General features: G+C 71.5%; 26 protein-coding genes. 10 read left to right on the top strand and 16 right to left on the bottom strand.

What is annotated here, in order from left to right:
- Positions 1–239 precede the first annotated feature (239 nt).
- The 4 genes from BEP24_RS02530 to BEP24_RS02545 are packed head-to-tail and all read right to left on the bottom strand — an operon-like array spanning position 240 to position 4,478.
- Positions 240–1,133 carry an ABC transporter ATP-binding protein gene (locus tag BEP24_RS02530; protein WP_253181541.1) on the bottom strand — a complete coding sequence of 298 codons (894 nt, stop codon included), beginning with the start codon at positions 1,131–1,133 and terminating at the stop codon, positions 240–242.
- Entirely contained in the window at positions 1,130–2,044 is a 915-nt protein-coding gene (locus BEP24_RS02535) for an ABC transporter ATP-binding protein (protein ID WP_065959952.1), read from the bottom strand. The genes BEP24_RS02530 and BEP24_RS02535 overlap by 4 nt, the downstream gene beginning before the upstream one ends.
- Positions 2,037–3,023, bottom strand: a complete 987-nt coding sequence (locus BEP24_RS02540; RefSeq protein ID WP_065959955.1) for a branched-chain amino acid ABC transporter permease — start codon at positions 3,021–3,023, stop codon at positions 2,037–2,039. Before BEP24_RS02540 ends, BEP24_RS02535 begins: the two co-directional genes overlap by 8 nt.
- A gap of 12 nt (positions 3,024–3,035) precedes the next feature.
- Positions 3,036–4,478, bottom strand: a complete 1,443-nt coding sequence (locus tag BEP24_RS02545; RefSeq protein WP_253181542.1) for a branched-chain amino acid ABC transporter permease — start codon at positions 4,476–4,478, stop codon at positions 3,036–3,038.
- A gap of 335 nt (positions 4,479–4,813) precedes the next feature.
- Between BEP24_RS02545 and guaB the strand changes: the two genes are divergently transcribed.
- The gene (gene guaB, locus BEP24_RS02550) at positions 4,814–6,316 is read left to right on the top strand and encodes an IMP dehydrogenase (protein WP_065959958.1); all 1,503 of its coding nucleotides are present in this window, start codon (positions 4,814–4,816) and stop codon (positions 6,314–6,316) included.
- A gap of 356 nt (positions 6,317–6,672) precedes the next feature.
- Positions 6,673–8,007 carry an ABC transporter substrate-binding protein gene (locus BEP24_RS02555; RefSeq protein WP_065959959.1) on the top strand — a complete coding sequence of 445 codons (1,335 nt, stop codon included), beginning with the start codon at positions 6,673–6,675 and terminating at the stop codon, positions 8,005–8,007.
- 178 nt (positions 8,008–8,185) lie between these two features.
- Here BEP24_RS02555 and rarD read toward each other — a convergent pair whose 3' ends face one another.
- Positions 8,186–9,148 (bottom strand): EamA family transporter RarD, encoded by a 963-nt coding sequence (rarD, locus tag BEP24_RS02560; RefSeq protein ID WP_065959961.1) that lies wholly within the window; start codon positions 9,146–9,148, stop codon positions 8,186–8,188.
- A 220-nt stretch (positions 9,149–9,368) separates the two neighbouring features.
- On the bottom strand, positions 9,369–9,665 hold the full coding sequence (gene groES, locus BEP24_RS02565; RefSeq protein ID WP_065959962.1) for a co-chaperone GroES: 297 nt from the start codon (positions 9,663–9,665) through the stop codon (positions 9,369–9,371).
- Positions 9,666–9,825: 160 nt separating this feature from the next.
- Here groES and BEP24_RS02570 point away from each other — a divergent pair, with 160 nt between their 5' ends.
- Positions 9,826–11,028 carry a class I SAM-dependent methyltransferase gene (locus BEP24_RS02570; RefSeq protein ID WP_065959964.1) on the top strand — a complete coding sequence of 401 codons (1,203 nt, stop codon included), beginning with the start codon at positions 9,826–9,828 and terminating at the stop codon, positions 11,026–11,028.
- 230 nt (positions 11,029–11,258) lie between these two features.
- On the opposite strand, the gene BEP24_RS16350 is transcribed toward BEP24_RS02570, so the two are convergent.
- The 4 genes from BEP24_RS16350 to tsaB all read right to left on the bottom strand — a co-directional run bounded on the left by BEP24_RS16350 (position 11,259) and on the right by tsaB (position 14,425).
- On the bottom strand, positions 11,259–12,122 hold the full coding sequence (locus BEP24_RS16350) for a DUF4190 domain-containing protein (protein ID WP_083230015.1): 864 nt from the start codon (positions 12,120–12,122) through the stop codon (positions 11,259–11,261).
- Positions 12,123–12,211: 89 nt separating this feature from the next.
- Entirely contained in the window at positions 12,212–13,267 is a 1,056-nt protein-coding gene (gene tsaD / locus BEP24_RS02580; protein WP_065959966.1) for a tRNA (adenosine(37)-N6)-threonylcarbamoyltransferase complex transferase subunit TsaD, read from the bottom strand.
- The gene (gene rimI / locus BEP24_RS02585) at positions 13,254–13,802 is read right to left on the bottom strand and encodes a ribosomal protein S18-alanine N-acetyltransferase (RefSeq protein ID WP_366556876.1); all 549 of its coding nucleotides are present in this window, start codon (positions 13,800–13,802) and stop codon (positions 13,254–13,256) included. The genes tsaD and rimI overlap by 14 nt, the downstream gene beginning before the upstream one ends.
- Positions 13,799–14,425 carry a tRNA (adenosine(37)-N6)-threonylcarbamoyltransferase complex dimerization subunit type 1 TsaB gene (gene tsaB, locus BEP24_RS02590; RefSeq protein ID WP_065959968.1) on the bottom strand — a complete coding sequence of 209 codons (627 nt, stop codon included), beginning with the start codon at positions 14,423–14,425 and terminating at the stop codon, positions 13,799–13,801. Before tsaB ends, rimI begins: the two co-directional genes overlap by 4 nt.
- A gap of 103 nt (positions 14,426–14,528) precedes the next feature.
- On the opposite strand from tsaB, the gene BEP24_RS02595 reads away from it, so the two are divergent.
- The 5 genes from BEP24_RS02595 (at position 14,529) to BEP24_RS02615 (ending at position 18,243) form a co-directional block, all read left to right on the top strand.
- Complete coding sequence (locus BEP24_RS02595; protein WP_065959969.1) at positions 14,529–14,858, top strand: hypothetical protein; 330 nt, start codon at positions 14,529–14,531, stop codon at positions 14,856–14,858.
- A gap of 81 nt (positions 14,859–14,939) precedes the next feature.
- On the top strand, positions 14,940–15,512 hold the full coding sequence (locus tag BEP24_RS02600) for a DUF5819 family protein (RefSeq protein WP_065959971.1): 573 nt from the start codon (positions 14,940–14,942) through the stop codon (positions 15,510–15,512).
- A gap of 95 nt (positions 15,513–15,607) precedes the next feature.
- Complete coding sequence (locus BEP24_RS02605) at positions 15,608–16,477, top strand: HTTM domain-containing protein (RefSeq protein ID WP_171898706.1); 870 nt, start codon at positions 15,608–15,610, stop codon at positions 16,475–16,477.
- Complete coding sequence (locus BEP24_RS02610; RefSeq protein ID WP_139197348.1) at positions 16,449–17,321, top strand: serine hydrolase domain-containing protein; 873 nt, start codon at positions 16,449–16,451, stop codon at positions 17,319–17,321. The genes BEP24_RS02605 and BEP24_RS02610 overlap by 29 nt, the downstream gene beginning before the upstream one ends.
- A 166-nt stretch (positions 17,322–17,487) precedes the next feature.
- Positions 17,488–18,243, top strand: coding sequence for a glycoside hydrolase family 16 protein (locus BEP24_RS02615; RefSeq protein WP_065959975.1), 756 nt, complete (start codon positions 17,488–17,490; stop codon positions 18,241–18,243).
- A 63-nt stretch (positions 18,244–18,306) separates the two neighbouring features.
- Here BEP24_RS02615 and tsaE read toward each other — a convergent pair whose 3' ends face one another.
- Genes tsaE through glmS form a run of 5 tightly spaced genes read right to left on the bottom strand, consistent with a single transcriptional unit; the run spans position 18,307 to position 23,360 of the window.
- Positions 18,307–18,813: a tRNA (adenosine(37)-N6)-threonylcarbamoyltransferase complex ATPase subunit type 1 TsaE gene (tsaE, locus tag BEP24_RS02620; RefSeq protein WP_065960089.1), complete on the bottom strand. Its 507-nt coding sequence runs from the start codon at positions 18,811–18,813 to the stop codon at positions 18,307–18,309.
- Positions 18,814–18,872: 59 nt separating this feature from the next.
- On the bottom strand, positions 18,873–20,036 hold the full coding sequence (gene alr / locus BEP24_RS02625) for an alanine racemase (protein WP_065959977.1): 1,164 nt from the start codon (positions 20,034–20,036) through the stop codon (positions 18,873–18,875).
- Complete coding sequence (gene alr / locus BEP24_RS02630) at positions 20,033–21,136, bottom strand: alanine racemase (protein WP_065959980.1); 1,104 nt, start codon at positions 21,134–21,136, stop codon at positions 20,033–20,035. Before alr (BEP24_RS02630) ends, alr (BEP24_RS02625) begins: the two co-directional genes overlap by 4 nt.
- The gene (locus BEP24_RS02635; RefSeq protein ID WP_065959981.1) at positions 21,133–21,507 is read right to left on the bottom strand and encodes a holo-ACP synthase; all 375 of its coding nucleotides are present in this window, start codon (positions 21,505–21,507) and stop codon (positions 21,133–21,135) included. The genes alr (BEP24_RS02630) and BEP24_RS02635 overlap by 4 nt, the downstream gene beginning before the upstream one ends.
- A 5-nt stretch (positions 21,508–21,512) precedes the next feature.
- On the bottom strand, positions 21,513–23,360 hold the full coding sequence (gene glmS / locus BEP24_RS02640; RefSeq protein ID WP_065959984.1) for a glutamine--fructose-6-phosphate transaminase (isomerizing): 1,848 nt from the start codon (positions 23,358–23,360) through the stop codon (positions 21,513–21,515).
- A gap of 70 nt (positions 23,361–23,430) precedes the next feature.
- Here glmS and BEP24_RS02645 point away from each other — a divergent pair, with 70 nt between their 5' ends.
- Complete coding sequence (locus BEP24_RS02645) at positions 23,431–23,916, top strand: glutathione peroxidase (RefSeq protein ID WP_065959985.1); 486 nt, start codon at positions 23,431–23,433, stop codon at positions 23,914–23,916.
- Positions 23,917–24,097: 181 nt separating this feature from the next.
- Positions 24,098–25,042 (top strand): type I pantothenate kinase, encoded by a 945-nt coding sequence (coaA, locus tag BEP24_RS02650; protein WP_065959987.1) that lies wholly within the window; start codon positions 24,098–24,100, stop codon positions 25,040–25,042.
- Positions 25,043–25,208: 166 nt separating this feature from the next.
- Here the strand turns inward: coaA and glmM are convergent, their stop codons facing one another.
- The gene (gene glmM / locus BEP24_RS02655) at positions 25,209–26,585 is read right to left on the bottom strand and encodes a phosphoglucosamine mutase (protein ID WP_065959989.1); all 1,377 of its coding nucleotides are present in this window, start codon (positions 26,583–26,585) and stop codon (positions 25,209–25,211) included.
- Positions 26,586–26,603 lie beyond the last annotated feature (18 nt).

Below are 26,603 nucleotides of genomic sequence, written 5' to 3' on the forward strand. Positions count from 1 at the left end.
GGTCGGGCCTCCCGGCCGCGCCGAGGCACGACGCGGGTCGACGTGGCGGGGGTGGGTCGCGCCTCCAGACCGGTCGACCGGCCACGGGGCGGCGGCGACCCGCCGTCGCACCGGTACCGGGCCCGGCCGACCGGACACGGACCGGGTACAGGACGGGGCCGCGCGGCGCATCAGCAGCCAGCGCGGCCCCGTCGGTGCGGATCCCGCCCCCACAGCGGTACCCGCGGGTCGACCGGGTGCTAGCGCGCCCCGTCGACGTCCTTGGCGAGCGTCCCCAGGTAGAGCTCGATGACCTTCGGGTCGTCGGCGAGCTCCCGCCCGGTGCCCGAGTACGCGTTCTTCCCCTGGTCGAGCACGTACCCACGATCGCAGATCTGCAGACAGCGCCGGGCGTTCTGCTCGACCATGATGATCGAGACGCCGGCCTTGTTGATGCGCCGCGTCCGGATGAAGGTCTCGTCCTGCCGCACCGGCGACAGGCCGGCGCTCGGCTCGTCGAGGAGCAGCACCTTCGGGTCCATCATCAGCGCACGCGCCATCGCGACCGACTGCCGCTCACCACCGGAGAGCGAACCGGCGCGCTGGTTGCGCCGCTGGCCGAGGACCGGGAACAGGTCGTAGATGACCTCGAGCCGCTCGGCGAACTTCTTCGGGCGCAGGTACAGGCCCATCTGCAGGTTCTCCTCGATGGACAGCGAGGGGAAGACGTTGTTCGTCTGCGGGACGAAGCCGACGCCGGCCTGCACGAGCTTGTTCGCCTTGAGGTTCGTGATGTCCTCGCCCTGCAGCGTGACGGCGCCCTCGCGGACGTTCACCAGGCCGAACAGCGCCTTGAGGAGCGTCGACTTGCCGGCACCGTTCGGGCCGATGATGCCGATGAGCTCGCCCGGGTAGCAGTCGAGGTCGCAGCCGTTGAGGATGTTCACGCCCGGCAGGTAGCCGGCGACGAGGTTCTTGGCGCTGAGGACCGGTTCGCGGTCCAGGGTCGCCGTGCCGGTCGCGGTCGTCGCGCCGGTCGCGGTCGTCGCGCCGGTCGCGGTCGTCGCGCCGGTCGCGGTCGTCGCGCCGGTCGCGGTCGTCGGGTCCGGACTGGAGGCGCGGCTCGCGTCCGCTGCGTTCGGTGCGTCGGTCATCGGGTCGCCTCCTGCTCGTCCTGCTCGCGGTGGTCGGCCGCCGCGTCTTCTTCTGCGACCTCTTCGGCGAGTTCCTCGTAGGTCTCCTCGGTGAGGAGCGAGTCGTCGCCCAGGTCGGTGTCGTGGTGGGCGCCGAGGTACGCGTCGATGACGGCCTGGTCGTCCATCACCGTGTCGGCCGGCCCCTCGGCGACGACCTTGCCCTCGGCCATGACGACGACCCAGTCCGAGATGTGCCGGACCATGTGCATGTCGTGCTCGACGAAGAGCACCGTCATGCCGTCGTCGCGCAGGGACTTGATGTGCCCGAGCAGCGACTGCGTCAGTGCCGGGTTCACGCCGGCCATCGGCTCGTCGAGCATGATCATGCGCGGGTCGGACATGAGCGCCCGGGCCATCTCGAGGAGCTTCCGCTGACCGCCCGAGAGCGAACCGGCGTAGTCGTCCTTCTTCTCGAGGAGCTTGAAGCGGGCGAGGAGGTCCTCGGCCTTGGCCGTGATCTCCTGCTCGCGCTTCGACCAGAGCGGCTTCACGAGGGCGGCGAAGAAGTTCTCGCCCGGCTGGTCCCGCGCGCCGAGGAGCATGTTCTGCATCACGGTCAGGCGACTGAGCGCCTTCGTGAGCTGGAACGTGCGGACCATGCCCTTGTTCGCGATGTGCGTGGCGCTCGTCTTCTGCAGGGTCGCCCCGTCGAAGGTGGTCCGCGCGCCGGGGGTCGGCTTGTCGAACCCGGTGAGCAGGTTGAAGAACGTGGTCTTGCCGGCACCGTTCGGACCGATCAGGGCGGTGATGGAGCCGCGCTGGACCTCGAGGTGGTCGACGTCGACCGCGGTCATGCCGCCGAAGTGCCGGGTGACCCCGTCCACCGTCAGGATCGGGTCGGTCTTGCTGTGGGCGTACGTCTCAGACACTGAACGTCAGCTCCTTCTTGTTGCCGAGGAGTCCCTGTGGACGGAACACGATGAGGAGCATGAGCGCGACGCCGACGAGCACGTACGAGAACTGCTCGGCCTGCTGGGCGTTCATGATCGAGTCCGGGATGAAGTCACCCGCGAGGGTGCGGATGAACAGGCGGACGACGAAGAACAGCACGGAGCCGAGCACCGGACCGAACACCGTCGCGGCACCGCCGAGGATGAGCGCCGTCCAGATGAAGAACGTCATCGAGCGGCCCATCGCGTCCGGCTGCACCGAGCTCGGCAGGACGTAGATCACCCCGGCGAGCGCACCGAGCGCGCCACCGAACACGAGCGCCTGCATCTTGTACGAGTAGACGTTCTTGCCGAGGGAGCGCACGGCGTCCTCGTCCTCGCGGATGGCCTTCACCACGCGGCCCCACGGGCTGCGCATGAGCAGGAACAGCACGAGCGTGAACAGGGCGACGAGGCCCCACGCCGCGATGCGGATCCACCAGCCGTTGACGCCGTTGTTCGAGTACGTGAACCAGAGGATCGACGTGGTGCCGTCGGGCAGCGGGCTGAGCGCGTTGAACGGGTCGCGGTAGGCCGAGCCGGCGATGCCGTTCGAGCCACCGGTCGTCGTGGTGAGCAGGCTGGAGCGTCCGACCATGCGGATGATCTCGGCGCCGGAGATCGTCACGATCGCCAGGTAGTCACCACGCAACCGCAGGGTCGGGACACCGAGGATCACCGCGAAGACGATCGCCACGGCGAGCGCGACGAGGACGGCTACCACGAAGGGCAGTCCGTTCGTGATCGAGATCGCGAACCCGTAGGCACCGAGCAGCAGGAACGCCGCCTGGCCCATGTTGATCAGGCCCGTGAGGCCGAAGTGCACGTTGAGGCCGATCGCCGCGAGGGCGAACGCCGCCGTGGTCGGCGCGAGGGCCTCCTGCGTCAGCGAGCTGAGCAGGTTCAGGATGTAGTCCATGTCGGTGCTCCCTTAGCCGATGCGCTCGGCGCGGCCGAAGATGCCCTGCGGCCGGAACAGCAGGATGAGGATGAGGATCACGAGGGCCGTGGCGTACTTGAAGTCGCCCGGCAGCACGAGGTTCGTGAGCTCGACGATGATGCCGATGATCATCGAGCCGACCAGGGCGCCGTACGCGGTGCCGAGGCCGCCGAGGGTGACGGACGCGAACATGAGCAGCAGCAGCTGGAGACCGGTCTGCCAGTTCACGCCGTTGAGCACGAGGCCGAGCATCACGCCGGACAGGCCGGCGAGGCCCGCCGCGAGCGTCCACACGAAGCGGATGACGCGGTCGACGTCGATGCCCGAGGCCGCGGCGAGCGCGGGGTTGTCCGACACCGCGCGCGTGGCACGACCGAAGCGGGTCTTCGCGAGGAAGAGCCCGGTGCCGACGAGCACGACGAGCGCGACCGCCATCGCGACGTAGGACTGCACCGTCAGGGTGAGCCCGGCGAACGTCACCGTCTCGGGGTTGCCCTGCTGGATGCGGACGGTCGAGGCGCCGAACAGGTACTGGAAGGCGTACTGCGCGGCGATCGACAGACCGATCGTCACGATCATGAGCTGCGTCAGGCTGATCCGCTTGCGCCGCAGGGGCTTCCAGATCGCGGCGTCCTGCAGGTACCCGGTCGCGGCGCAGAGCAGCGTCACCACGATGCCGGTCAGCCAGATGTTCCACCCGAGCTGGTTCGCGAAGACGTAGGCCAGGAGCCCGCCGAGGGTGACCTGCTCGCCGTGCGAGAAGCTCGACAGGCCGGTGGTGCCGTAGATGAGCGAGAGGCCGACCGACGCCAGCGCGATGAGGAGCCCGAGGCGGATGCCGGACGCGAACTGCTGCCAGGCCCGCGCGGGCGTCACGCTCGACGTGTCGGTGTCCGTCGTCGCGCCCTTCTGGTCGGAGAGCTGGAAGATCTGCCCGACGTTGGCGTTCAGCGTGGCGTTCACCTTGCGCTCGGCGTCCGCGGCGTTCGTCAGGTACTGGCCCTTCGGCAGCGAGGACTGGTCGACGCTCACCGTGTACTGCCCGGCGGTCGTGACGCTCACCGACCACCGACCGGTGGCGTCGGTCGTCGCGGTCTGGTCGAAGGACGCGGGTCCGGCGACCTCGACGTCGATGCCCTTCGCCGGCTTGCGCTCGGAGTCCAGGATCGTGCCGCGGATGCAGCCGTTGGTGGGGCTGACCGTGCAGGGCCCGGTGGCCGCCGTCCCGCCGGCCGGGCTGGTGCCGGCCGGGCTGCTGCTGGCGGACGGACTGCTCGTCACCGCGTCGGCTGCGGGCGACAGTGCCCAGTCGACCGCGAAGGTGGCGAGGAAGGCGAGGAAGAGCACGGCGGCGAGGACCAGGCGGCTGCGGCCTGGTGCCCCGCGGCGGAATCGGCGCATGAGCGCAGACCCCGGCGGAGTGATGGAACCCACGGATGAGCCTCTCGTTCGGATAGTCGAGGACCCTAGGGATTTTTTGTGTCCCCCGTGTTTCCGTCACGTCTCCTGCACAAATCGTGCTGCATTCGTGACCGATCCCCTGTCGATCCGCATGAATCCGCCCGTCCGGCCGGTACAGCGGTCGACGCGAGAGGTGTCCAGTGCCCTCCGGGAGGGGTCACGACGCACCATCCCAGCGGTCCCCCAGCGTGGATCTGCTCAGGCGCAGGAATGGCGCCTCGCCCGGGCGCGTTACCATTGCCCATCGGGAACCCGACGGTGCGTTGCCGGTGCAGCAGACCACTTCACCTCGCCCACGAAGGGGACCCATGGACCAGCCGGATCCGTTCGGATTCATCGGACTCACGTACGACGACGTCATGCTCCTCCCCGGGCACACCGACGTCATCCCGAGCGAGGCGTCCACCACGTCCCGGCTCACCAAGCGCATCTCGGTCGCCGTCCCGCTGCTGTCCGCGGCGATGGACACCGTGACCGAGGCCCGCATGGCCATCGCCATGGCGCGCCAGGGCGGCATCGGCATCCTGCACCGCAACATGTCGATCGAGGACCAGGCGGCCTACGTCGACAAGGTCAAGCGGTCCGAGTCGGGCATGATCACGAACCCCGTGACGACCCGTCCCGACGCGACCGTCGCCGAGGTCGACGCCGTGTGCGGGCAGTTCCGCGTCTCCGGCCTGCCGGTCGTCGAGGAGGACGGCACGCTCGTCGGCATCATCACCAACCGCGACATGCGCTTCGTCGCCCCGTTCGAGATGGGCACCACGCTCGTCCGCGACGTCATGACGAAGGCCCCGCTCATCACGGCGTCCGAGGGCATCGACCCCGAGGACGCGGTCGCGATCTTCGCGCAGCACAAGATCGAGAAGCTGCCCCTCGTCGACGAGTCCGGCCGCCTGACCGGGCTCATCACGGTCAAGGACTTCGACAAGAGCGAGAAGTACCCGGACTCCACCAAGGACGACGAGGGCCGACTGCGCGTCGGTGCCGCGATCGGCTTCTTCGGTGACGCCTGGCAGCGCGCCGAGGCCCTGCGCGACGCGGGTGTCGACGTGCTCGTGGTGGACACCGCGAACGGCGAGAGCGAGGGCGTGCTCGACATGGTCCGTCGCCTGAAGGCGGACCCGTCGTTCGCCGGCATCGACGTGATCGGCGGCAACGTCGCGACCCGTCAGGGCGCCCAGGCGCTCATCGACGCGGGCGTCGACGCGGTCAAGGTCGGCGTCGGCCCCGGCTCGATCTGCACGACCCGCGTGGTCGCCGGCGTCGGCGTCCCGCAGGTCACCGCGGTCTACGAGGCGTCGCTCGCGGCCCGCGAGGCCGGCGTCCCGGTCATCGCCGACGGCGGCCTGCAGTACTCGGGTGACATCGCCAAGGCGCTCGTCGCCGGCGCGGACACCGTGATGCTCGGCTCGCTCCTCGCCGGCACCGACGAGTCCCCGGGCGACCTGGTGTTCGTCGGCGGCAAGCAGTACAAGGCGTACCGCGGCATGGGCTCCCTGGGCGCCCTGCAGACCCGCGGCGAGAAGACCTCGTACTCGAAGGACCGCTACTTCCAGGCCGACGTCCCCTCGGACGAGAAGCTCATCCCCGAGGGCATCGAGGGCCAGGTGCCCTACCGCGGCTCGGTGGCGAACGCCGTCTACCAGCTCGTCGGCGGGCTGCGGCAGTCGATGTTCTACGTCGGCGGCCGGACCGTGCCCGAGCTCAAGGCCCGCGGCAAGTTCGTCCGCATCACGGCCGCGGGGCTCAAGGAGTCGCACCCGCACGACATCAAGATGGTCGTCGAGGCCCCGAACTACCGCGGCTGACCGACCCTCCCGCTCGTCCCCACGTCGGCGGTTCCCCGCAGCGCCACCCCGCTGCGAGGAGCCGCCGACGTGCTGTTCCCGGGGACGTTCCGGCACGGCCGTCGAGGTCCGCGTCCACCGGACAGGACCGGTCCTCCCCGGCCAGCGGCGGGCCCGAGACCGTCCGGACGGACTCCTCATCAGGGGTTCCCGGGCGGCCGCTCAGATGAGTCACGGGTCTGTAACGAAACGTCCAGGGGAGGATCTCGGACACACACGCGAAACACATCGGCCCTAGTTTTCTCGGCAACCCACGCAGAGGACACTGCGCTCGACCCGATGCGGTCAGGCCTCCGCGCAGAGAAAGGGCTCCACGGATGATCAGAACCACCCGTGCCACCACGGCACTGGCAGTGGCGGGAGCGGCAGCGCTCCTCCTCGCCGCGTGTTCCACCAGCGGCAGCGCCGAGTCCACGTCCTCGGCCTCGGCCGGCGGGGCGAAGAAGGACCCGGCGGCGAGCTGCAAGGCTCCCGCCACCCCGGGTACCGACGCGCTCAAGATCGGCACGATCCTGCCGCTCACGGGGACGCTCTCGTACCTCAACCCGCCCGCGGAGTCCGGGGTCGGCCTGGCCGTCGAGGACATCAACGCCGCCGGCGGCGTGCTCGACAAGGACGTCAGCATCGACCCGGCGACCGACTCGGGTGACAGCAACGACATGACCGTGTCGAGCTCGGCCGCGACGAAGCTCGTCAACGCCAAGGTCCCGGTCGTCATCGGTGCGGAGTCGTCCAGCGTCACGCTGAACGTCATCGACCAGCTGACGAGCAGCTGCATCGTGCAGATCTCCCCGGCGAACACCGCGACCTCGCTGTCCGGCTACTCGTCGCACTACTTCCGGACCGCTCCGCCGGACTCGGTGCAGGGTTCGGCGCTCGGCCAGCTCATCACGGGTGACGGCAACGCCAAGGTCGCGTTCCTGGTCTTCAACGACACGTACGGCACCGGCCTGCGCGACACCGTCCAGAAGGCCATCGAGTCCTCGGGCGGCCAGGTCGTCTACGGCGGCAAGGGCAAGGGCCAGGAGTTCCCGCCCGGCCAGACGACGTTCTCGTCCGAGGTCACCGCGGCGCTCGCCACGAAGCCCGACGCGATCGTGGTCCTCGCCTTCGACGAGACGAAGTCGATCGTCCCCGAGCTCAAGTCGCAGAACGCCGACATGGCGAAGATCTACATGTCGGACGGCAACACGGCCGACTACTCGAAGGACTTCGACAAGGGCACGCTGGCGGGCGCGCAGGGCACCATCCCCGGCGCGAGCCCGAAGGACGAGCTGAAGCAGCGTCTGTCGGACTTCTACCAGAAGACCGCCGGCAAGCCGCTCGCCGACTACTCGTACGCCGCTGAGTCCTACGACGCCACCACCCTCGCCGCGCTGGCCGCGGTCGCGGGCAAGGGCACCGACTCCGGCACCATCCAGGCCAACATGGCCAAGGTGTCCGGTGCGGACGGCGGCACCGAGTGCTCGACCTTCGCGGACTGCAAGAAGCTGCTCGACTCCGGTCAGCAGATCCACTACACCGGCCCGTCCGGCATCGGTCCGTTCGACAAGAAGAACGACCCGTCGAGCGCCTACATCGGCATCTACAAGTTCGACGGCGACAACAAGCCCGTGTACCAGAGCGCCATCCAGGGCTCGGTCTCGAAGTAACCACTGCACGGCAGCGAGCACGACGGTCCCCCGCGGAACTCCCGCGGGGGACCGTCGCGTTCGCGGGGGTCGTCGCGTGCGCCGGGAGCGCTGTCACGCGCACGGGGCCGGGCCGCGTGCACCGAGCACCGTCGCGGGAAGACCCGGATGACCGGCCGGGAGGCGCGCCCCGCCCCCGTCAGGCCGGCTCGACCACCGCGGGTGCGAGCGCCCGGCGCCGCGCTGCCCGAGCGGCCACGAAGCCGTCGACGGTGAGCACCACGAGCGCGACCCACACGATCCCGAAGCCGATCCACCGTGCGGGCGGCATCGCCTCGTGCTGCACGACCACGCCGACCAGGAGCTGCATCACGGGCGCCAGGTACTGCGTCAACCCGAGCGTGGACAGGCTCACCCGCCGGGCCGAGGACGCGAAGAGCAGCAGGGGCACCGCGGTCGCCGGGCCGGTCAGCACCGTGACGACGGTGTGCCCCCAGCCCTCGCTCGCGACGGTCAGCCCGCCGCCGAGCCCGGTCACCCCGAGCACCACGAGCGTCCCGACCGCGATCGGCAGCAGCCACACCGTCTCGAGGGTCAGCCCGCTCAGTGCGTCCACCGTCCCGCCGACGCGCTTCTTCACCAGGCCGTACAGCCCGAACGAGAACGCGAGCACGAGCGAGATCCAGGGCACGTGCCCGTAGCCGATCGCGATGACGACGACCGCGACGACGCTGATGCCGACCGCGGTCCACTGCGCCGCACGCAGGCGTTCCCGCAGCACGACGACGCCGAGGGCGATCGTGACGAGCGGGTTGATGAAGTAGCCGAGCGCGGCCTCGACCGTGTGCCCGGTCGTCGTGGCCGCGACGTACACCGTCCAGTTCACCAGGATGAGCACCGCGGCGAGCCCCATCACGAGCATCACGCGACGCCGGGCGAGCAGGGAGCGGGTGCGCAGCCACGAGCGGGTGACCGCGATGGCGACGACGCAGAACAGCAGCCCGAAGACGATCCGCCACGCGACGATCTCGAACGCGCCGGCCGGGGCCATCGCCGCGAACAGCAGCGGCATGAGCCCCCAGAGCCCGTACGCGACGATCGCCTGCACGACCCCGACGGTCGCCTCGCTGCGGGCCGGTCGGGCGGACGTCGGTTCACTCACGGAACCATCCTAGGAAGCCGGACCGACGCGGCGGACGGACACCGCGCCTCCCGGCCGACGAGCCCCGGGACGCGACGCGACACGGCGGACCGGCGCCGCGCCTCCCGGCCGACCAGCGCCCGCGCCGCGACCGGCACTCTACCTGCGTGCGCCCCCGGGAACGCGAGAACGCCCCGCCGGCCGGAGCCGAGCGGGGCGTTCGTCAGGTGCTGGCTGGGTGTCAGCGCTCGATGACCGCGAGCACGTCGCGAGCCGAGAGGACCAGCAGGTCCTCGCCCGAGTACTTGACCTCGGTGCCGCCGTACTTCGAGTAGATGACCTTGTCGCCGACGGCGACGTCGAGCGGGATGCGGTTGCCGTTGTCGTCGATGCGACCCGGTCCGACGGCGACGACCTCGCCCTCCTGGGGCTTCTCCTTCGCGGTGTCCGGGATGACCAGACCGGAAGCGGTGGTCTGCTCCGCCTCGACCTGGCGGATGACGATGCGATCCTCGAGCGGCTTGATGGTGACGGCCACGGTGACCTCTTCTTTCTCGGTACTGACTCGGTACAGATGGGAACCGGGTTGGCACTACGCACAGGAGAGTGCCAACGCCAACTCTAGGGGCTGCCTGGCACTCGGTCAATCCGAGTGCCAGCACGTGTCGGGCCGTCCGGCGACCTGCGAGGATCGTCGGGTGGACGCCGCCGAACTCGCACAGCTGCTGACCCCCGCGGGGATGGCCCTGCTCGACCGTACCCCGAGCGTCTCCGACGGGGGCGAGATCGTCCGGGTGGTCTCGAGGCTGCGCGCCGAGGGCCACGACCCGGCCCTCGTCGCCGGGGTGCTCACGCAGGCGAAGCTCCGGCAGAAGGCCCGCGGCAAGTTCGGCGACTTCGCCGCGCGCATGCTCTTCACCGAGGCCGGCCTCGAGCAGGCGACCCGGCTGCAGGTCGCCGCGCAGCACGCCGGCCGGTTCGCCGCTGCGGGGCTGACCCGCGTGGCCGACCTCGGCTGCGGGATCGGCGGCGACGCCATGGCGATGGCGGCGCTCGACCTCGACGTCACCGCGGTCGACCGCGACGAGGTCACCGCGGCCGTCGCGACGCACAACCTCGCGCCGTGGCCGAACGCCCGGGTCGAGCTCGGCGACGCCGCGGCGTTCGACACCGCGCGCGTCGACGGTGTCTGGATGGACCCCGCCCGGCGGACGGCCGGTCACGCGAACACGAAGCGCCTGGCCGACCCGGACGACTGGTCGCCCTCGCTCGACACCGTGTTCGCGACCGCGACGACCACCCCGACGGGCGTCAAGCTCGGACCGGGCATCGACCGCGACCTCGTGCCGGACACCGCCGAGGCGCAGTGGGTGTCGGTCGACCGCGAGGTCGTCGAGCTCGTCCTGTGGTTCGGCCCCCTCGCGCGCCCGGGCGTCCGCCGGGCCGCGACGGTCATCGGCGCGCACGGCGTCGCCGAGCTGACCGGGGCGGCGGACGCCGAGGACGAGCCCGTCGGGCCGATCGGCGACTACCTGTACGAGCCGGACGGCGCCGTCATCCGCGCACGGCTCATCGGGGACCTGGCGCGCTCGATCGACGGCCGGATGCTGTCCGACGGCATCGCGTACGTCACGTCCGACCGGGCCGTGTCGACGCCCTTCGCGCAGGGGTTCCGGGTCCTCGACACGATGCCGCTCGACGTCAAGAAGCTGTCCGCGCGGCTCGCCGCCGACGACGTCGGCACGGTCGAGGTGAAGAAGCGCGGGGTCGACGTCGACCCGGCGCAGTTCCGGAAGCGGTTGCGGCTGCGCGGCCGGCGGTCGGTCACGCTCGTGCTCACCCGTCTGGAGGGACGGCACACCGCGGTCCTGTGCGAGCGCCTGGGCGACGTGGCGGCCTGAGCGCGGGGCGCCGTCGGCCCCCGGGGCGAGCCGGGCCGGACGGGTGCGTGGTCGCGCTGGGCTGCGCGCTGCGCGCTGCGCGCCAGTGCCGTGCGCCGGGGGCCGTGCGCCAGCGCCGGGGGCCATCCGCCGTGCGCTGTGCGCCGTGCGCGGGCGGACGCGGCGCCCCCGACGACGAGAGCACCCCGCGGGTCCCGCGGGGTGCTCTCGTCGTGGCTGCTGTGGTCGGCTCAGCCGATGAAGGCGCCCGAGTCGTAGTCGTAGCCGTACGGGTCGGAGTTCCCCGCCGTGATCCCGACGATGATGACGATCCCCACGATGAGCACGTACAGACCGGTCAGGACCCACCCGCCGATGACCCCGGCGAGCGCGAGCCCCCGTCCAGCCTCACCGGTCTGCTTGATCTTGCCGAGGGCGATGTGCCCCATGATCGCGCCGGCCGGGCTGGTCAGGATGACGAGCGGCCAGATGATGATGCCGGCGTAGGCGAACACGATCGACAGGATCGCGAGCGTGTTCGTCTTCGGACGCTGGGCGTACGGCTGGTAGCCCGTCGAGGCGTACGGCGCCGCGTACGGGTTCGCCGACTGCTGCGCGTACGGGTTCTGCCCGTACGCGTTCGACGGCTGCTGCCCGTACGGGTTCGACGGCTGCTGGCCGGAGGGGTTCTGGGACGCGTACGGGGACTGGCCCGCCGCGGGCGCCTGGCCCGGCTGCTGCGACGGCGCGGCGTAGGGGTTCTGCCCCTGCGGCGCGCCGTACGGGTTCTGCTGCTGGCCGGGCGCCTGGTGCCCTGCCCCCGGGTACTGCTGCTGCGAGGGCGCGGCGTACGGGTTCTGCTGCTGGCCGGGCTGGCCCTGGTGCTGGCCGGCGGCCTGCTGACCGGTGCCCGGGTACTGCTGCTGCTGCTGGGCACCGTACGGCTCGTGCGACGACTGCTGCCCCCCGGCACCCTGCGCCGACGATCCCTGGCCGGACTCCGCCCACGGGTCCGCGCTGCCGGGCGTCGTCGCGCCGTGTGACTGCGCGCCCTGCTGTGCGTCGTCGGAGCCCCGCTGCTCGCCCGGCTTCGGCCACTGGTTCTGATCGGACACCGTTCCACCCCTCTCGACGCCCCGGTCGGTCGGCGCCTCACTGGATCCTCCCACAGACCGTCCCACCCGGTGCTGGAGGGGCGGCCCGGTCAGACCTGGACGGTCGTCACCGGCAGGGTCGAGTCGGCCGCGAGCCCGAGGTCGCTCGGCGCGTGCCCCTCGGCGACCAGGCGTGCGCCCACCGCGGCGATCATCGCGCCGTTGTCGGTGCACAGGTCGAACGGCGGGATCCGCAGCGCGACCCCGGCGGCGGCGCAGCGTTCCTCGGCCACGGCCCGGAGCCGCGCGTTCGCGACCACGCCGCCGCCGAGCAGCAGCCGGTCCACGCCGGTGTCCCGGCACGCGGCGAGCGCCTTCGTCAGGAGCACGTCGACCACGGCCTCGCGGAAGCTCGCGGCGACGTCGGCGACCGGGACCTCGCGGCCCTCGTCGCGGCACTTCTCCACCCAGCGCGCCACGGCCGTCTTGAGCCCCGAGAACGAGAAGTCGTAGCGGTGCGCGGCCATGTCCTTCGGCAGGGTCAGCCCGCGGGGGAACCGGATCGCCGTCGGGTCGCCCTCGGCCGCCGCACGGTCGATCTGCGGGCCGCCGGGGTACGGCAGGCCGAGGAGCCGCGCGACCTTGTCGAACGCCTCGCCCGCGGCGTCGTCGATCGTCTCGCCGAGGAGCTCGACGTCGCCGACCAGGTCGCGCACGAGCAGCAGCGAGGTGTGCCCGCCGGACACGAGGAGCGCCACCGTCGGCAGCTCGATCGCGGAACCGTCGGCGCGCAGGACGTCCGCACCCACGTGCCCGACGAGGTGGTTCACGCCGTACAGCGGCTTCCCCGTCGCGACCGCGAGGGCCTTCGCCGCTCCGACGCCGACCATGAGGGCGCCCGCGAGGCCCGGGCCCGCGGTGACCGCGACCGCGTCGAGTTCGTCGAGCGTCACGCCCGCGCGGTCGAGCGCCTCGTGCAGGGTGGGCGTCATCGCCTCGAGGTGCGCCCTGGCGGCGACCTCGGGCACGACACCGCCGTACCGGGCGTGCTCGTCCATGCTCGACGCGATGACGTTGGCGAGCAGCGTGGTCCCGCGGACGATGCCCACGCCGGTCTCGTCACAGCTCGTCTCGATGCCCAGCACCAGGGGTTCAGCCGCGCTCATCGAGGGTCTCCTGTCCGACGGGTCCGACGGGCGACGTGGTGGGAGCGGCGGCGGGCAGTTCCGCGCGCATCACCCAGGCGTCGACGCCGTCGGGTTGGTAGTAGCGGGGGCGCACGGCGATCCGTTCGAAGCCGGCCGCCGTGTACATGGCCTGGGCCACGGGGTTGTCGGCGCGGACCTCGAGGAACACCTCGTGCACGCCGCGACGCCGTGCCTCGTCGAGCAGCTCCGTGAAGAGCGCCTTCCCGACGCCCCTCCCCCGCTGCTCGGCCGCGACGGCGATGGTCTGCACGTCGGCGACGGGGTTCCCCGCGAGCGAGGACAGGCCGCCGTACCCGACGATCGACGGAGCCCCGTCGTCGGTGGTCTCCACCACGACGTAGTACCCGTGCGGGGACCACAGCTCGCCGGACATCTGCGACGCCGACCACGCGTCCGTCGGGAACGAGACCCGCTCGAGCCACATCACGTCGTCGAGGTCCTGCGGCACCGCCCGGCGCATCCGCAGCCCGTCGGGCAGGGACGGTGCGCTCACCGGACCACCCGCTTCGGGGCCCCCGGCATCGTCACGTCGGGGTCGCGCAGGTACAGCGGGCTGTCGTCGGCGAAGGGCGCGCCGGAGGCGAGCCGGTCCGCGGCGAGCGCCCCGAGCCTCCAGGCCGGGATGGTCGCGACGGTCACGCGGTCCCAGCCCACCGCATCCGGACGGGAGGCGCGGATCGCCTCGTCCAGGTCGGCGGGCCTGGCGAGTCCCGGCCCCGCGACGCGCGTGCCGGTCCGGTCGTAGGCGCTCCAGTAGACCTCGCGCCGGCGCGCGTCCGTCAGGACGACGAACGGCCCGTCCTGCTCCTGGTCGGCCGCGACCGCGTCGTGGCTGACGAGCGGGAGGACGGGGACGCCGCGTGCCGCGGCGAAGGTGCGCGCGGCGGCGATGCCGACGCGCAGGCCGGTGAAGGGCCCGGGCCCCATGCCGGCGACCACACCGGTGACGTCGGCACCGGTGATGCCGGCCTCGGCGAGGACCTCGGCGAGGAACGGGCCGACGACCTCGGCGTGCCGGCGGGAGTCGTCGGTGCTGCGCTCGGCGACCGCGCGGCCGGAGGCGGGGTCGACGACGGCGACCGAGGTGCCGGCGGACGTGTCGATGGCGAGGAGCACGCGTCCATCGTAGGCGCGTCGGAACGCGCGGGATCTTTCCCCCTTGCCCCGTGAACTGATGTTCAGTACGTTGCACATCAGACACCTCGATGGAAGGAGACTCATGAAGAACGTGAAGCCTGCCACCGCAGCGACACTCACCGCGATCATCGCCGCGACGGTCCTCGTGCCGACAGCGGGTGCTTCCGCTCAGACCGGACCCTCGACTCCGGCGATGCAGCATGCCGCGACGAGCCCGACCCTGAACGGCACTGGCGAAGGACAGGATCCCCGTGGCGTCGGCGGAGTGGCGAAGGCCCTCTACGCGGGTTTCAAGGCGGCAACTTCCCCACGCGACGCGGCGAAGGTCCTCTCGTGGGCGAGCGTCGTGGGGAGGTCATCGTTGCCGAACGGCGAGACGGCCGACCTCGAAGCCGACTACTTCGACCGCTGACCCGGGGTGGCGCTCTGTGTGCGGAGCGCCACCCCCGCCGGAGGAATCATGAAGAGACGGATGCTCTGTGCAGCCTCTGCCGTGGTCGTCAGCAGCTACACGCTGCTCGCCCTCGCCCTCGTCCTCGCGGGCCCGGTCACTCCGATCAGTTTCGCGCTCGCGCCCATCGCACATCGCATCGAACCCTGGTTCTCGCAGAGCTGGCAGCTCTTCGCCCCCGATCCGATCAGCGAGGAGCGAGGAGTCCTCGCCCGGCTCGCCTGCCGACGCGGAAACACCGAGTTCACCGACATCACGACCCCGGCGATCGTCAGGTCCAACTCGAGAAGGGTCTTCCCGTCGAGGGAGAGCCGGATCGTGAGCAACCTCCTCGTCCAACGGTTCATGCAAGACCCCGTCAGCCAACGCCTCGCGGAGAAGGACATCGATCGCCCGCGCGAGCTCACCGAGGTGGCCCGCAAGGCGGAACGGGACGCCGAACAGACATCGGCCCGCTACGCCGCACACCGGGTGGGTTGCGCCGACGGTTCGCAGGCCTCGGCGGCCCAGTTCCGGTACGTGTTCCACCGGTTCCCTGGCTGGTCCAGACGGACTGCGGAGGACGACCAGGAGAACACGCGCGTGGAGGAATCCGGATGGGTCGTGCTGCAGTGACCGCGATCGTCGATCGCATTGTCCGTTGGTTGAGTGACCGACCGCATTCGCCCACTGCGGTTTGTCTCCTCAGGGCCACGGTCGGTCTCGTCTCCGTGGCGTTCTACGTCACGGGATACGCTGAGCGGCGCTTCTTGTTCGGACCGGACGGCCTGTACGGCGCGGACATGACACGTGCCCTCCTCGCCGATCGCGGCGCAGTCAGCCTGTACATGGTGAGCGATTCCCCAGCCTGGTTCGAGGCCGTCTTCCACACAGGTCTTGCGCTCGCCGTCCTGGTCACGGTCGGCGTCGGTGGTCGCGTCTTGCTCGGATTGCACGGCGCCTTCATCTGGTCGTTGTACATGACGAATCCCACGCTCATGGACGGCGGAGACAACCTCGTCGTCCTGGTGATCCCCTTCCTCCTGCTCACCAGGTGCTACGACCGGATCGCGGTGCCATCGAAGCCGAGGCGCGGCGCGCCCACGATCGGGACATCCGTCGCCCACAACACCGGGCTGCTCCTCATCGCCGCGCAGGTCTGCATCGTCTACCTCCTCGCCGGTCTCTACAAGGTCCAGGGCCAGCTGTGGCAAGACGGCACAGCGCTGTACTACATCCTCCGAGTCCCAGAGTTCTTCTGGCCGGAGGTCACTCCGCTCCTCTTCCACTTCGGTTGGGCCCTCGTCGTTGCCGCTTACGCGACCGTGCTGGTGTCCGTCTTCTTCCCCGCTTTCGTACTGTTCCGGGCCGGGCGGCCGATCGCCGTCTCCGCGATGGTCGTGTTCCATGCCGGGATAGCGCTGCTCATGAACCTCACGTCGTTCGCACTCGTGATGATCGCCCTCGACCTCGTCTTCGTCGATGCACATGCCGAGCGGATGGCCCGCCGGGCCGTGCTGGTGGTTCGAACAGCCACGCGCGCGGTCACGCGGACGATCAGGAAGGTGCACCGTGAACCTGTTCCGTCGTTCGAGGAATGACACAGGGGCCTGGATCGCCGGCAAGGTGGACGCGACCGGTCATCTGGAGATGCTGCGCGACCACGTCGAGCCGTACGCTCCCGAGCGCCTGGTCGAGTGGGGCAGCATCACGAAGGCGGTCACGGCGACCGCCGTGCGGATCGCTGTCGACCGGGGTCTGATCGAGGACGGCCACGAGGTCGCTCGGGTGGTCCCCCGGCTGACGGGAGCGCACTTCTCCGTCGACGAGGTTCTCCGTCATCGTTCGGGCCTGCCTCGCATGGCCCACCCGATCAGAGCGTTCTTCCAGCGCGACCCGTACGCCGACGTGGTCGGACGCCGCCTCGACCCGGCGGTCGTGACGCCGTTGCTCCGCCGAGGCGACCTCCTCTACTCCAACCTCGGGTACGCCGTCCTCGGCGAGGTCCTCGACGAGGTGACCGGCGACTGGTGGGCGTGGGCCACCGACGAAGTCCTCCGTCCAGCGGGAGTCAAGACCGCGGTACTCCACCCTCCGCCGAGGGATCGCGTGCTGCCGCGGGACCGCGGCGGCCGCGCACTCACGCCATGGTCCGTCGGTGCGGGACCGTACGCCGCAGCCGGCGGTGTCTGGTCGACGTTCGACGACCTGTGCTCGTTCCTCAGCACCGCGTTGCTGACCTCGGGGACGCCGCCCGGCTGGCAACGAGCGCCGGGAGCCGACGTGATCAACGGCGCGACCCGCCACAGCCGAGCGTGCGCGATCAGACCGCTCGACGGGACTCAAGTCGTGGTCGCTCATGGCCTCGGTCTCGGCACGCGGCTGGAGCGGATGACGGTGGAACTCCTGAAGGAGATGCGCTCCGGAGGCACGCACCGTCCCTGAACCGCGGGCGTCCTCGTGGCGATGACGAGCGGACGTCCCCCGGAGTGGGGTACGTCACGGTGCTGTCGAGAACGGCGTGTCGACCGACAAGCCACCCTGCGGGCCGTCGGGTCGGCCCGCAGGGTGCGGTGATCCACGGAAGGCCCGCACCCAGGAAGGGTCCGTCATGCGCAACCGTACCGTCCAGGTGGTCCTCACCACCGCCCTCCTCGCCTCGGCGCTCGTCGCCGCTCCCCTCGCCCAGGCGCCCGACCACGCGGAGGCGGCCACGCCGCCGAAGCGCGCCGGCACGTTCGTCCAGACGTTCCGCGAGGACTTCACCACCCCGGCGGCGGCGAACGGCCGGTTCGCTGCGCGGTACCAGGACTCCTGGCAGCCCTACCCCGACGGCATGGGCGACGGGAAGTACTGGTCCGGCTCGCAGGTGAGCGCGCACGACGGCGTGCTCGACGTCACGCTGAGCGGGTCGCGCGGTGCTGCCGGCACGTTCGGCACGAAGCGCGGAGCCTGGTCGAACGTCGGCGGCTCGTTCAGCGTGCGGGCGAAGGCGGTCGGCGCGGACGGGAACGGCGCGGCGTTCATCCTGTGGCCGACGTCGAACGTCTGGTCCGAGGGCGAGCTCGACTTCCCCGAGGGCGACTTCGACGCGGAGCCGTGGGCCCACCACCACTCGATGACCCCGGGCAACGAGGTCCAGGCCGTCAGCGCCGGCACCGGCGTCTCGTGGCGGCAGTGGCACACCTACACGATCCAGTGGATCCCGGGGAAGAGCGTCACGTACCTCGTCGACGGTCGGGTGCTGCAGACCGTGACCCGCGACGTGCCGACGACGCCGCACCGCTTCATGTTCCAGACCGGGAACTGGGGCAAGGCGGGGCACCTCACCATCGACTGGGTGTCGATGTCGGCCTACCGCCCCTAGGCGCCGACGCGGCACCGGTCCCCGGTGCCCGGGGTCATGCCCCGGGCGCCGGGGGCACGGCGGTCAGAGCGTGGTGTCCGCCCACCGGGCACCGGTCGCGGTGACGACCACGCGACGCGGCTCGTCGGGCACGTCGTCCGGGTCGGTGGCCTCGGCCTCGGGTCCGTCGTCGCCGGCCGGGGCCGCTGCGCCGGTGGCCCGGGTGATCTCGACGTCGAGCACCGCGTCCGAGACGCCGTCGACGAAGCCGCGCCCCCACTCGACCACGACGATCGAGCCGTCCCAGTCGAGGTCGAGGTCGTCGAGCTCGAGCGGGTCGGACAGTCGGTAGGCGTCCACGTGCACCAGGTCCGGGCCGGCCGTCGTCGGGTGGGTCCGGGCGAGCACGAACGTCGGGCTCGACACCTGGCCACGAGCGCCGAGCGCGGCACCGAGGCCGCGCGTGAGGGTGGTCTTGCCCGCCCCGAGCGGTCCGGTCAGGACGACCAGGTCGCCGGCACGGAGCACCGCGGCGAGCCGGGCACCGAGCGCGGTCGTCTCGTCGGTCGTCGAGACCGTGGTGTCGAGCAGGACGCGGGCAGCACCGTCGACGGCGGCGTCCTGCACGCCGTCGTCCGCGCGCTCGTCGGTCACGGCTGCTCCCCCCGCAGCCACGAGCCGACCCGGCCCTCGACCTCGTGACCCTCGTACTCGCGCGGCACCCGGGCACCGATGCGGCAGGTGATCTCCTCACCGATGGTGCCGAGCGCCTCGCCCCACTCGATGACGGTCATCTCGTCGTGCTCCCCCGTGCCGAAGAGCACGACGGTGTCCCCGACGCGCACGTCGTCGTCGCCGACGTCGACGAGGAACTGGTCCATCGCGACGCGACCGGCGACCGGGTACCGGCGGCCGGCGATCGTCACCTCGACCCGCCCCTGGGCGCGACGCGGCACCCCGTCGGCGTACCCGACCGGGACGAGCGCCAGCGTGGTCTCCCGCGCGGTGCGGTAGGTGTAGTCGTAGGAGACGCCGGTGTCGACCGGGACGCGCTTGGTCTTCGCGACCGAGGCCGTCAGGGTCATCACCGGCTCGAGCCCGAGGTCGGCCGCCGAGACGCCGTCCGCGCCGGGGATGCCGAACAGGTTCGCCCCCATCCGGACCATGTCCTTGCGGAACTCCTTGCGCTCGAGCCCGGCCAGGGACGCGGCGACGTGCTCGAACGGCACGTCGAGCCCGAGGTCCTCGGCCTGTGCGACCGCGGCGTCGAAGACCGCGACGGCCGCGCTGTCGTCGTCGTCCGACGACTCGGCGAGGTGCGTGTACGCGGCGACGACCTCGATGCGACCGGCACGCTGCGCGTCGACGGCGAGCGCGACGAGCGCGGGCCAGGCGTCCGGGGTCGCACCGTCGCGGTGCAGGCCGGAGTCGACCCCGAGGTGGACCCGGGCCGGACGCTGGTCGACGGCGTCGACGACCCGCTGGAGCTCGGCCGCGTTCGAGACGCCGAGGTCCACCGCGGAGTCGATCGCGTCGCGGAAGTCGAGTGCGGGGTCGTGCTGCCACGTGAACAGGTGGACGTCCTCGCCGACGCCGATCGCGCGCAGGCGCAGCGCGTCGGGGACCGTGAGCACGCCGATCCACCGGACACCGGCGTCGACGGCCGCGAGGGCGATCGGTTCGAGGCCGTGCCCGTAGGCGTCGGCCTTCATGATCGCCATCACCTCGACCGGCTCCATCCAGCCCCGGACCAGGTCGAGGTTCGAGCGGTAGGCGTCGAGGTCGATCCGGGCCCGTCGCAGCGGCGCGTTCACGTCGTCCTCCGTTCGACGCTGCGGCCGACCCGGGCGACCACCTCGTAGTTGATGGTGCCGATCGCGGTGGCCCACTCCTCGACCGCCGGGTCGCCGTCAGCCGGGTCGCCCCAGAGCACGACCTCGTCGCCGACCTGCACGTCCGCGTCGCCGATGTCGATGTGCATGGCGTTCATGGCCACGCGACCCACGACCGGGAACCGACGGTCACCGATGCGCACCGAGACGTGGTTGCCGAAGTCGCGGTCGAACCCGTCCGAGTAGCCGAGGCCGATCACCGCGAGGCGGGTGTCGGTCGCCGCCCGCCAGGTGTAGCCGTAGCTCACCCCGTCGCCCGCCGGCACCGGGACCGTCCGGAGCACCGCGGCGGTCACGCGCATGGCGGGGCGCAGGCCGAGGTCGGCCGAGGTCCGGTCGGCGAAGGGGCTCAGGCCGTACAGCGCGAGACCGACCCGGGCGGCGTCGTGCCGGGTCTCGGGGACGGCGATGCCCGCGGCACTCGCGGCCAGGTGCACCACGTCCGGGACGACACCGTTGGCCGCGAGTCCGTCGAGCGCGCGCCGCAGGGCGGCGTCCTGGTCGAGGTCGTCGGCGCGTGACGCGTTCGACAGGTGCGACATGAGTCCCTCGACCCGTGTCCGCCCGCCCTGCTGCCGGATCCGTCCCGCCACCGCGAAGAGCTCGGCCCACTCGGACTCGACCGCACCGTTCCGGCTCAGCCCGGTGTCGACGCACAGGTGCACGGCGGGGACCTCGGAGTCGGCTGCGGCGGCGAGCTGCTCGACGCTCGACACCGCGGGGGTGACGTCGTACTGTGCCGCGCGCCGGAAGTCCTCGTCGGGGGCGTGCAACCACGCGAGGATCCGCACGTGCCGGTCGACCCCGGCCTGGCGGAGCGCGATGCCCTCGTCGAGGTCGGCGACGCCGAGCCACTCCGCGCCCGCGTCGACGAAGGCCCGCGCGGCGTCGAGGGCCCCGTGGCCGTAGCCGTTCGCCTTGACGACCGCGATGACCCCCGCCGGTGCGACCCGGTCGGCGACGGTCGCGTAGTTGGCGATGAGCGCCTCGCGGGAGACCGTGATGCCCGTGTACGCGCTCATGCGCCCTTCCCTTCGATGACGACGAACGCCGTCGCGATCCCGCCGTCGTGCGAGAGCGACAGGTGCACCGATGCGACGCCCCGGTCGTCCGCGACGCGCTGGGCACCCTCGTGCAGGGTGAGCGACGGGTTCCGCTGGTCGTCCGCGACGACCTCGAGCTCCTGCCAGCTCAGCCCCGCGCTCGACCCGAAGGCCTTGATGAGCGCTTCCTTGGCGGCGAACCGCGCGGCCAGCGAGGTCACCGACCGGGGTTCACCGTCGCGCAGCAGTTCGGCCGGGGTGAACAGCCGCGCCCGGAGCGCGGGGGTGCGGTCGAGCACGCTCCGGAACCGCTCCGTGTCGACGACGTCGACCCCGATGCCGATGATCACCGCGACTACTCGACGGTGACCGACTTCGCGAGGTTCCGCGGCTGGTCGACGTCGAGCCCCTTGGCAGCGGCGAGCTCCATGCCGAACATGTGCAGCGGCGCCACGGCGAGCAGCGGCTCGAACAGCGGCGTCGCGAGCGGGATGCGCAGGACCTCGTCGGCGAAGGGCAGCACCGCGGCGTCGCCTTCCTCGGCGATCGCGATCACCCGGGCACCGCGGGCGCGGATCTCTTGGATGTTCGAGACGACCTTGGGGTGCAGCGAGCGCGGGTCGCGCGGCGACGGCACGATGACGAAGACGATCTGGCCGGGCTCGATCAGGGCGATCGGGCCGTGCTTGAGCTCGCCCGCAGCGAAGCCCTCGGCGTGGATGTACGCGAGCTCCTTGAGCTTGAGCGCACCCTCGAGCGCGATCGGGTAGCCGACGTGGCGACCGAGGAACAGCACGCTGCGGGTGTCCGCCATCCACTTCGCCAGCTCGGCGACCCCGGACGCGTCGTCGATGGTCTGCTGGAGCTTCGGCGCGAGGCCCTCGAGCTCGGCGACCTGCTCGGCGATCTCCTCGGTGGTGAGCGTCCCGCGCAGGGTCGCGAGGTGCAGCCCGAGCAGGTACAGCGCGACGCCCTGGGCGATGAAGGCCTTGGTCGACGCGACCGCGACCTCGGGACCGGCGTGCGTGTAGATCACGGCGTCGGACTCGCGGGGGATGGTCGCGCCCTGGGTGTTGCAGATCGAGAGCACCTGAGCGCCCTGCTCGCGGGCGTACTTGACGGCCATGAGCGTGTCCATGGTCTCGCCGGACTGGCTGATCGAGACCACGAGCGTGCGCCCGTCGAGCACGGGGCTGCGGTACCGGAACTCGTGCGCGAGCTCGACCTCGACCGGGATGCGGGCCCACTGCTCGATCGCGTACTTGCCGAGGATGCCGGCGTAGGCCGCGGTCCCGCAGGCGATGACGATGACGCGGTCCACCTGCTGCAGGCGGTCGGCGATCGGGTCGAGGTCGGTGAGGGTCACGGCGCCGTCGTGGACGCGGCCGAGGACGGTCTTGGCGACGGCCTCGGGCTCCTCGCTGATCTCCTTCGCCATGAACGAGCTCCAGCCGCCCTTGTCGGCGGCGCTGGCGTCCCAGGTGACCTCGAACTCGACGGGCGTCGCCGGGGAGCCGTCGAAGCCGATGACCTCGACCCCGCCGGGCCGGATCGTGGCGATCTCGTCCTGGCCGATCGCGAGGGCGCGCTGCGTGTACGCGACGAACGCGGCCACGTCGGAGCCCATGAAGTTCTCGCCGTCGCCGAGGCCGACCACGAGCGGGGAGTTGCGGCGGGCACCGACGACGACGCCCGGCTGCTCGGCGTGCACGACGAGGAGCGTGAAGGCGCCCTCGAGTCGCTGCACGACCTGCTGCATCGCGGTGGTCAGGTCGCCGGTCTCGCGGAACGCCCGGCCGACCAGGTGTGCCGCGACCTCGGTGTCGGTCTCGCTGCTGAAGGTCACGCCCTCGGCGAGGAGTTCGTCCTTCAGCGGCGCGAAGTTCTCGATGATGCCGTTGTGGATGAGGGCGAGCTTGCCGCCGTCGGCCAGGTGCGGGTGCGCGTTGCCGTCGGTGGGGCCGCCGTGCGTCGCCCAGCGGGTGTGGCCGATGCCCGTTCCGCCGTCGGCGATCGGGTGCTCGGCCAGGTCGTCGACCAGGGCCTGGAGCTTGCCGGCCTTCTTCGCCGAGGCGAGCTCGTGCCCGCCGTCGACGACGGCGATGCCCGCCGAGTCGTAGCCCCGGTACTCGAGCCGCCGCAGCCCACCGAGGAGGACCTCCTGGCTGCTCTTGTCACCGACGTAACCCACGATTCCACACATGCCGACGATCCTACGGTGTGTCCGGCCGCCCACCCTGCGGAGCACGGGTACCGGGGATAACGTTTGGACCATGGGCCGCTTCGACGACATCGCGATCACCACACTGCAGGGCGAGCAGACCACCTTCGGACAGTTCTCCGACCGGGCGGTGCTCGTCGTGAACGTCGCCTCGCGCTGCGGGCTGGCACCCCAGTACGAGCAGCTCGAGGCGCTCCAGGAGACCTACGGCCCGCGGGGCTTCACGGTGCTCGGCTTCCCGAGCAACCAGTTCCTGCAGGAGCTCGGCTCGTCCGAGGCGATCGAGGAGTACTGCTCCACCACGTGGGGCGTGACCTTCCCGATGTCCGAGAAGGTCAAGGTCAACGGCAAGGGTGCCCACCCGCTCTACCAGGCCCTCAAGGAGACCCCGGACGCCTCCGGCAAGGCCGGCCGCGTCGCGTGGAACTTCGAGAAGTTCCTCGTCGCCCCCGACGGCACCGTCACCCGCTTCCGTCCGACGACGAAGCCCGACGCCCCCGAGGTCGTCGCCGCCATCGAGGCGGCGCTCCCCGCCTGAGCCGACCGGGCCGGTCCGGCACGCGCCGGTGCCGGCAGCACCGGTCCGGCACGCGCCGGTCCGTGCAGCACCGGCCCGTCGTGCGGCGCGCGGACGCGCGCGCGGCACCGGACGGGAGGCGCGGGGCACGTGAGCCGGTCGGCTCACGTGCCCCGCGCCTCCCGTCTGTACGCTCGTGCCCATGCCGATCACGGAAGCCACCGTCGCGCACCCGACCCCGTTCGTGGAGATCCCGCGCGCGGAGTGGTCGCAGCTCGCGCCGAGGGAGCACCTGTCGCTCACCGAGACCGAGGTCGTGCAGCTGCGCGGCCTGGGCGACCGGCTCGACATGCAGGAGGTGCAGGAGGTCTACCTCCCGCTGTCCCGCCTGCTGACGCTGTACGCCGCCGGTGCCCGCGACCTGCACGCCGAGACGAGCCGGTTCCTCGGCGAACGCGCCGGGCGCACGCCGTTCGTCATCGGCGTCGCCGGGTCCGTGGCGGTCGGCAAGTCCACCGTCGCCCGCCTCCTCCGCGAGCTGACGAAGCGCTGGCCGGACACCCCGCGCGTCGAGCTCGTGACCACCGACGGCTTCCTGTACCCGAACGCCGAGCTCGAGCGTCGCGGGATCATGGACCGCAAGGGCTTCCCGGAGTCCTACGACCGACGGGCGCTGCTGCGGTTCGTCAGCCAGGTGAAGAGCGGCGCGACCGAGGTGCGGGCGCCGTACTACTCGCACCTGGTCTACGACATCGTCCCGGACGCCGAGATCGTGGTGCGGCAGCCCGACGTGCTCATCGTCGAGGGGCTCAACGTGCTCGCGCCGCCGGTGCACGGTCGTCTGGCGCTGTCCGACCTGTTCGACTTCACGATCTACGTCGACGCGAAGACGAAGGACATCGAGTCCTGGTACGTCGACCGCTTCCTGGCCCTGCAGCAGGAGGCGTTCGCGAGCCCGGACTCCTTCTTCCACCGGTTCGCGTCGTTGTCCCGCGAGGACGCGGTGGACACCGCGACGAAGGTGTGGCGGGCGATCAACGAGCCGAACCTGCTCGAGAACGTGCTGCCCACGCGCTCCCGGGCGACCCTCGTGCTCAAGAAGGGCGCGAACCACAAGGTGAACTCGGTGCTGCTCCGCAAGATCTAGCGGGGCGCGGGGCGCGGCGCCGCGGCATGGCGCCGCCCAGCGCGACGTGCTCCCGCACAACGGAAAGCAGCTCGCACCACGTGATCACGTGGTGCGAGCTGCTTTCCGTTGTGCGAACGCCGGCGGGACGGCCGGGCCAGCCAGGCCGGCCAGGCCCCGCCGGGCCCTACGCCGCCGCGTCGAGCGTGAGCCGCTCGCGCACGACCGCCGCGAGCTCCTCGGCGACGCGCTGGGCCTCGTCCTGCGACGCCGCCTCGACCATCACGCGCACGACGGGCTCGGTGCCCGACGGCCGGAGCAGCACACGCCCGGCGTCCCCGAGCGCAACGGTGGCCGCGGTGACCGCGTCCTGCACGCCCTGGTCGTCGAGCCCGTGCCGGTCGACGCCCTTCACGTTGAGCAGCACCTGCGGGAACACGGTCATGCACGACGCGAGCTCCTGCAGGGTCTTGCCCGTGCGTGCCATCTCGGCCACCAGGTGCAGACCCGTGAGGACGCCGTCACCCGTGGTCGCGTAGTCGTTGAAGATGATGTGACCGGACTGCTCGCCACCGAGCGAGTAGCCGCCCTCGGTCATCCGCTCGAGCACGTAGCGGTCGCCGACACCGGTCTCGAGCACCGTGATGCCCGCGTCCGCCATGGCGCGCTTGAGCCCGAGGTTCGACATCACGGTCGCGACGAGCGTGTCGTCGACGAGCAAGCCGCGCTCCTGCATCGACAGCGCGAGGATCGCCATGATCTGGTCGCCGTCGATCGCGTTGCCGGCGGCGTCCACTGCGAGGCACCGGTCGGCGTCGCCGTCGTGCGCGATGCCGACGTCCGCACCGGCCGCGAGCACCGCGGCGGCGAGGTTGTCGATGTGCGTCGACCCGACACCGTCGTTGATGTTCATGCCGTCCGGATCGGCACCGATCAGGGTGACCCGGGCCCCGGCGTTGACGAACACCTCGGGCGAGACGCCCGCCGCGGCACCGTTCGCGCAGTCGAGCACGACGTGGATGCCGTCGAGCCGGTGCGGGAGCGTGCCGAGCAGGTGCACGACGTAGCGGTCCTCGGCGTCGGCGAACCGGGTGATCCGGCCGACGTCGGCGCCGGTGGGCGTCGGAGCGGACTGGTCGTGCATGGCCGCTTCGATGCGGTCCTCGACCTCGTCCGGGAGCTTGCGGCCACCCGTGGCGAAGAACTTGATCCCGTTGTCGGGCGCCGGGTTGTGCGACGCGGAGATCATCACGCCGAAGTCGGCGTCGATGTCCGCGACGAGGAACGCGGCAGCGGGGGTGGGGATGACCCCGGCGTCGAGCACGTCGACGCCGGCGGAGGCGAGCCCGGCCGCGACCGCGGCACCGAGGAACTCGCCGGAGACGCGCGGGTCGCGCGCCAGGACCGCGCGGGGACGCGGTCGGCCGGACGCCCGACGGGCGTCCGCATGGTGTCCGTGCGTGAGCACGGCCGCGCTGGCCTGGGCGAGACCCAGGGCCAGCGCGGCCGTCAGCTCGCCGTTGGCGAGTCCACGAACACCGTCGGTACCGAACAGACGCGGCATTGCGATCGGGTCCGTCGC

Source organism: Curtobacterium sp. UCD-KPL2560, from assembly GCF_001705035.1.
Classification (GTDB): Bacteria; Actinomycetota; Actinomycetes; order Actinomycetales; family Microbacteriaceae; genus Curtobacterium.

Excerpts from the sequence above, each read along its gene's own strand:
- BEP24_RS02530 (WP_253181541.1), bottom strand. The coding sequence starts at position 1,133 with ATGACCGACGCACCGAACGCAGCGGACGCGAGCCGCGCCTCCAGTCCG.
- BEP24_RS02540 (WP_065959955.1), bottom strand. The coding sequence starts at position 3,023 with ATGGACTACATCCTGAACCTGCTCAGCTCGCTGACGCAGGAGGCCCTC.
- guaB (WP_065959958.1), top strand. The coding sequence starts at position 4,814 with ATGGACCAGCCGGATCCGTTCGGATTCATCGGACTCACGTACGACGAC.
- BEP24_RS02555 (WP_065959959.1), top strand. The coding sequence starts at position 6,673 with ATGATCAGAACCACCCGTGCCACCACGGCACTGGCAGTGGCGGGAGCG.
- tsaD (WP_065959966.1), bottom strand. The coding sequence starts at position 13,267 with ATGAGCGCGGCTGAACCCCTGGTGCTGGGCATCGAGACGAGCTGTGAC.
- BEP24_RS02595 (WP_065959969.1), top strand. The coding sequence starts at position 14,529 with ATGAAGAACGTGAAGCCTGCCACCGCAGCGACACTCACCGCGATCATC.
- BEP24_RS02615 (WP_065959975.1), top strand. The coding sequence starts at position 17,488 with ATGCGCAACCGTACCGTCCAGGTGGTCCTCACCACCGCCCTCCTCGCC.
- alr (WP_065959980.1), bottom strand. The coding sequence starts at position 21,136 with ATGAGCGCGTACACGGGCATCACGGTCTCCCGCGAGGCGCTCATCGCC.
- glmS (WP_065959984.1), bottom strand. The coding sequence starts at position 23,360 with ATGTGTGGAATCGTGGGTTACGTCGGTGACAAGAGCAGCCAGGAGGTC.
- BEP24_RS02645 (WP_065959985.1), top strand. The coding sequence starts at position 23,431 with ATGGGCCGCTTCGACGACATCGCGATCACCACACTGCAGGGCGAGCAG.
- coaA (WP_065959987.1), top strand. The coding sequence starts at position 24,098 with ATGCCGATCACGGAAGCCACCGTCGCGCACCCGACCCCGTTCGTGGAG.
- glmM (WP_065959989.1), bottom strand. The coding sequence starts at position 26,585 with ATGCCGCGTCTGTTCGGTACCGACGGTGTTCGTGGACTCGCCAACGGC.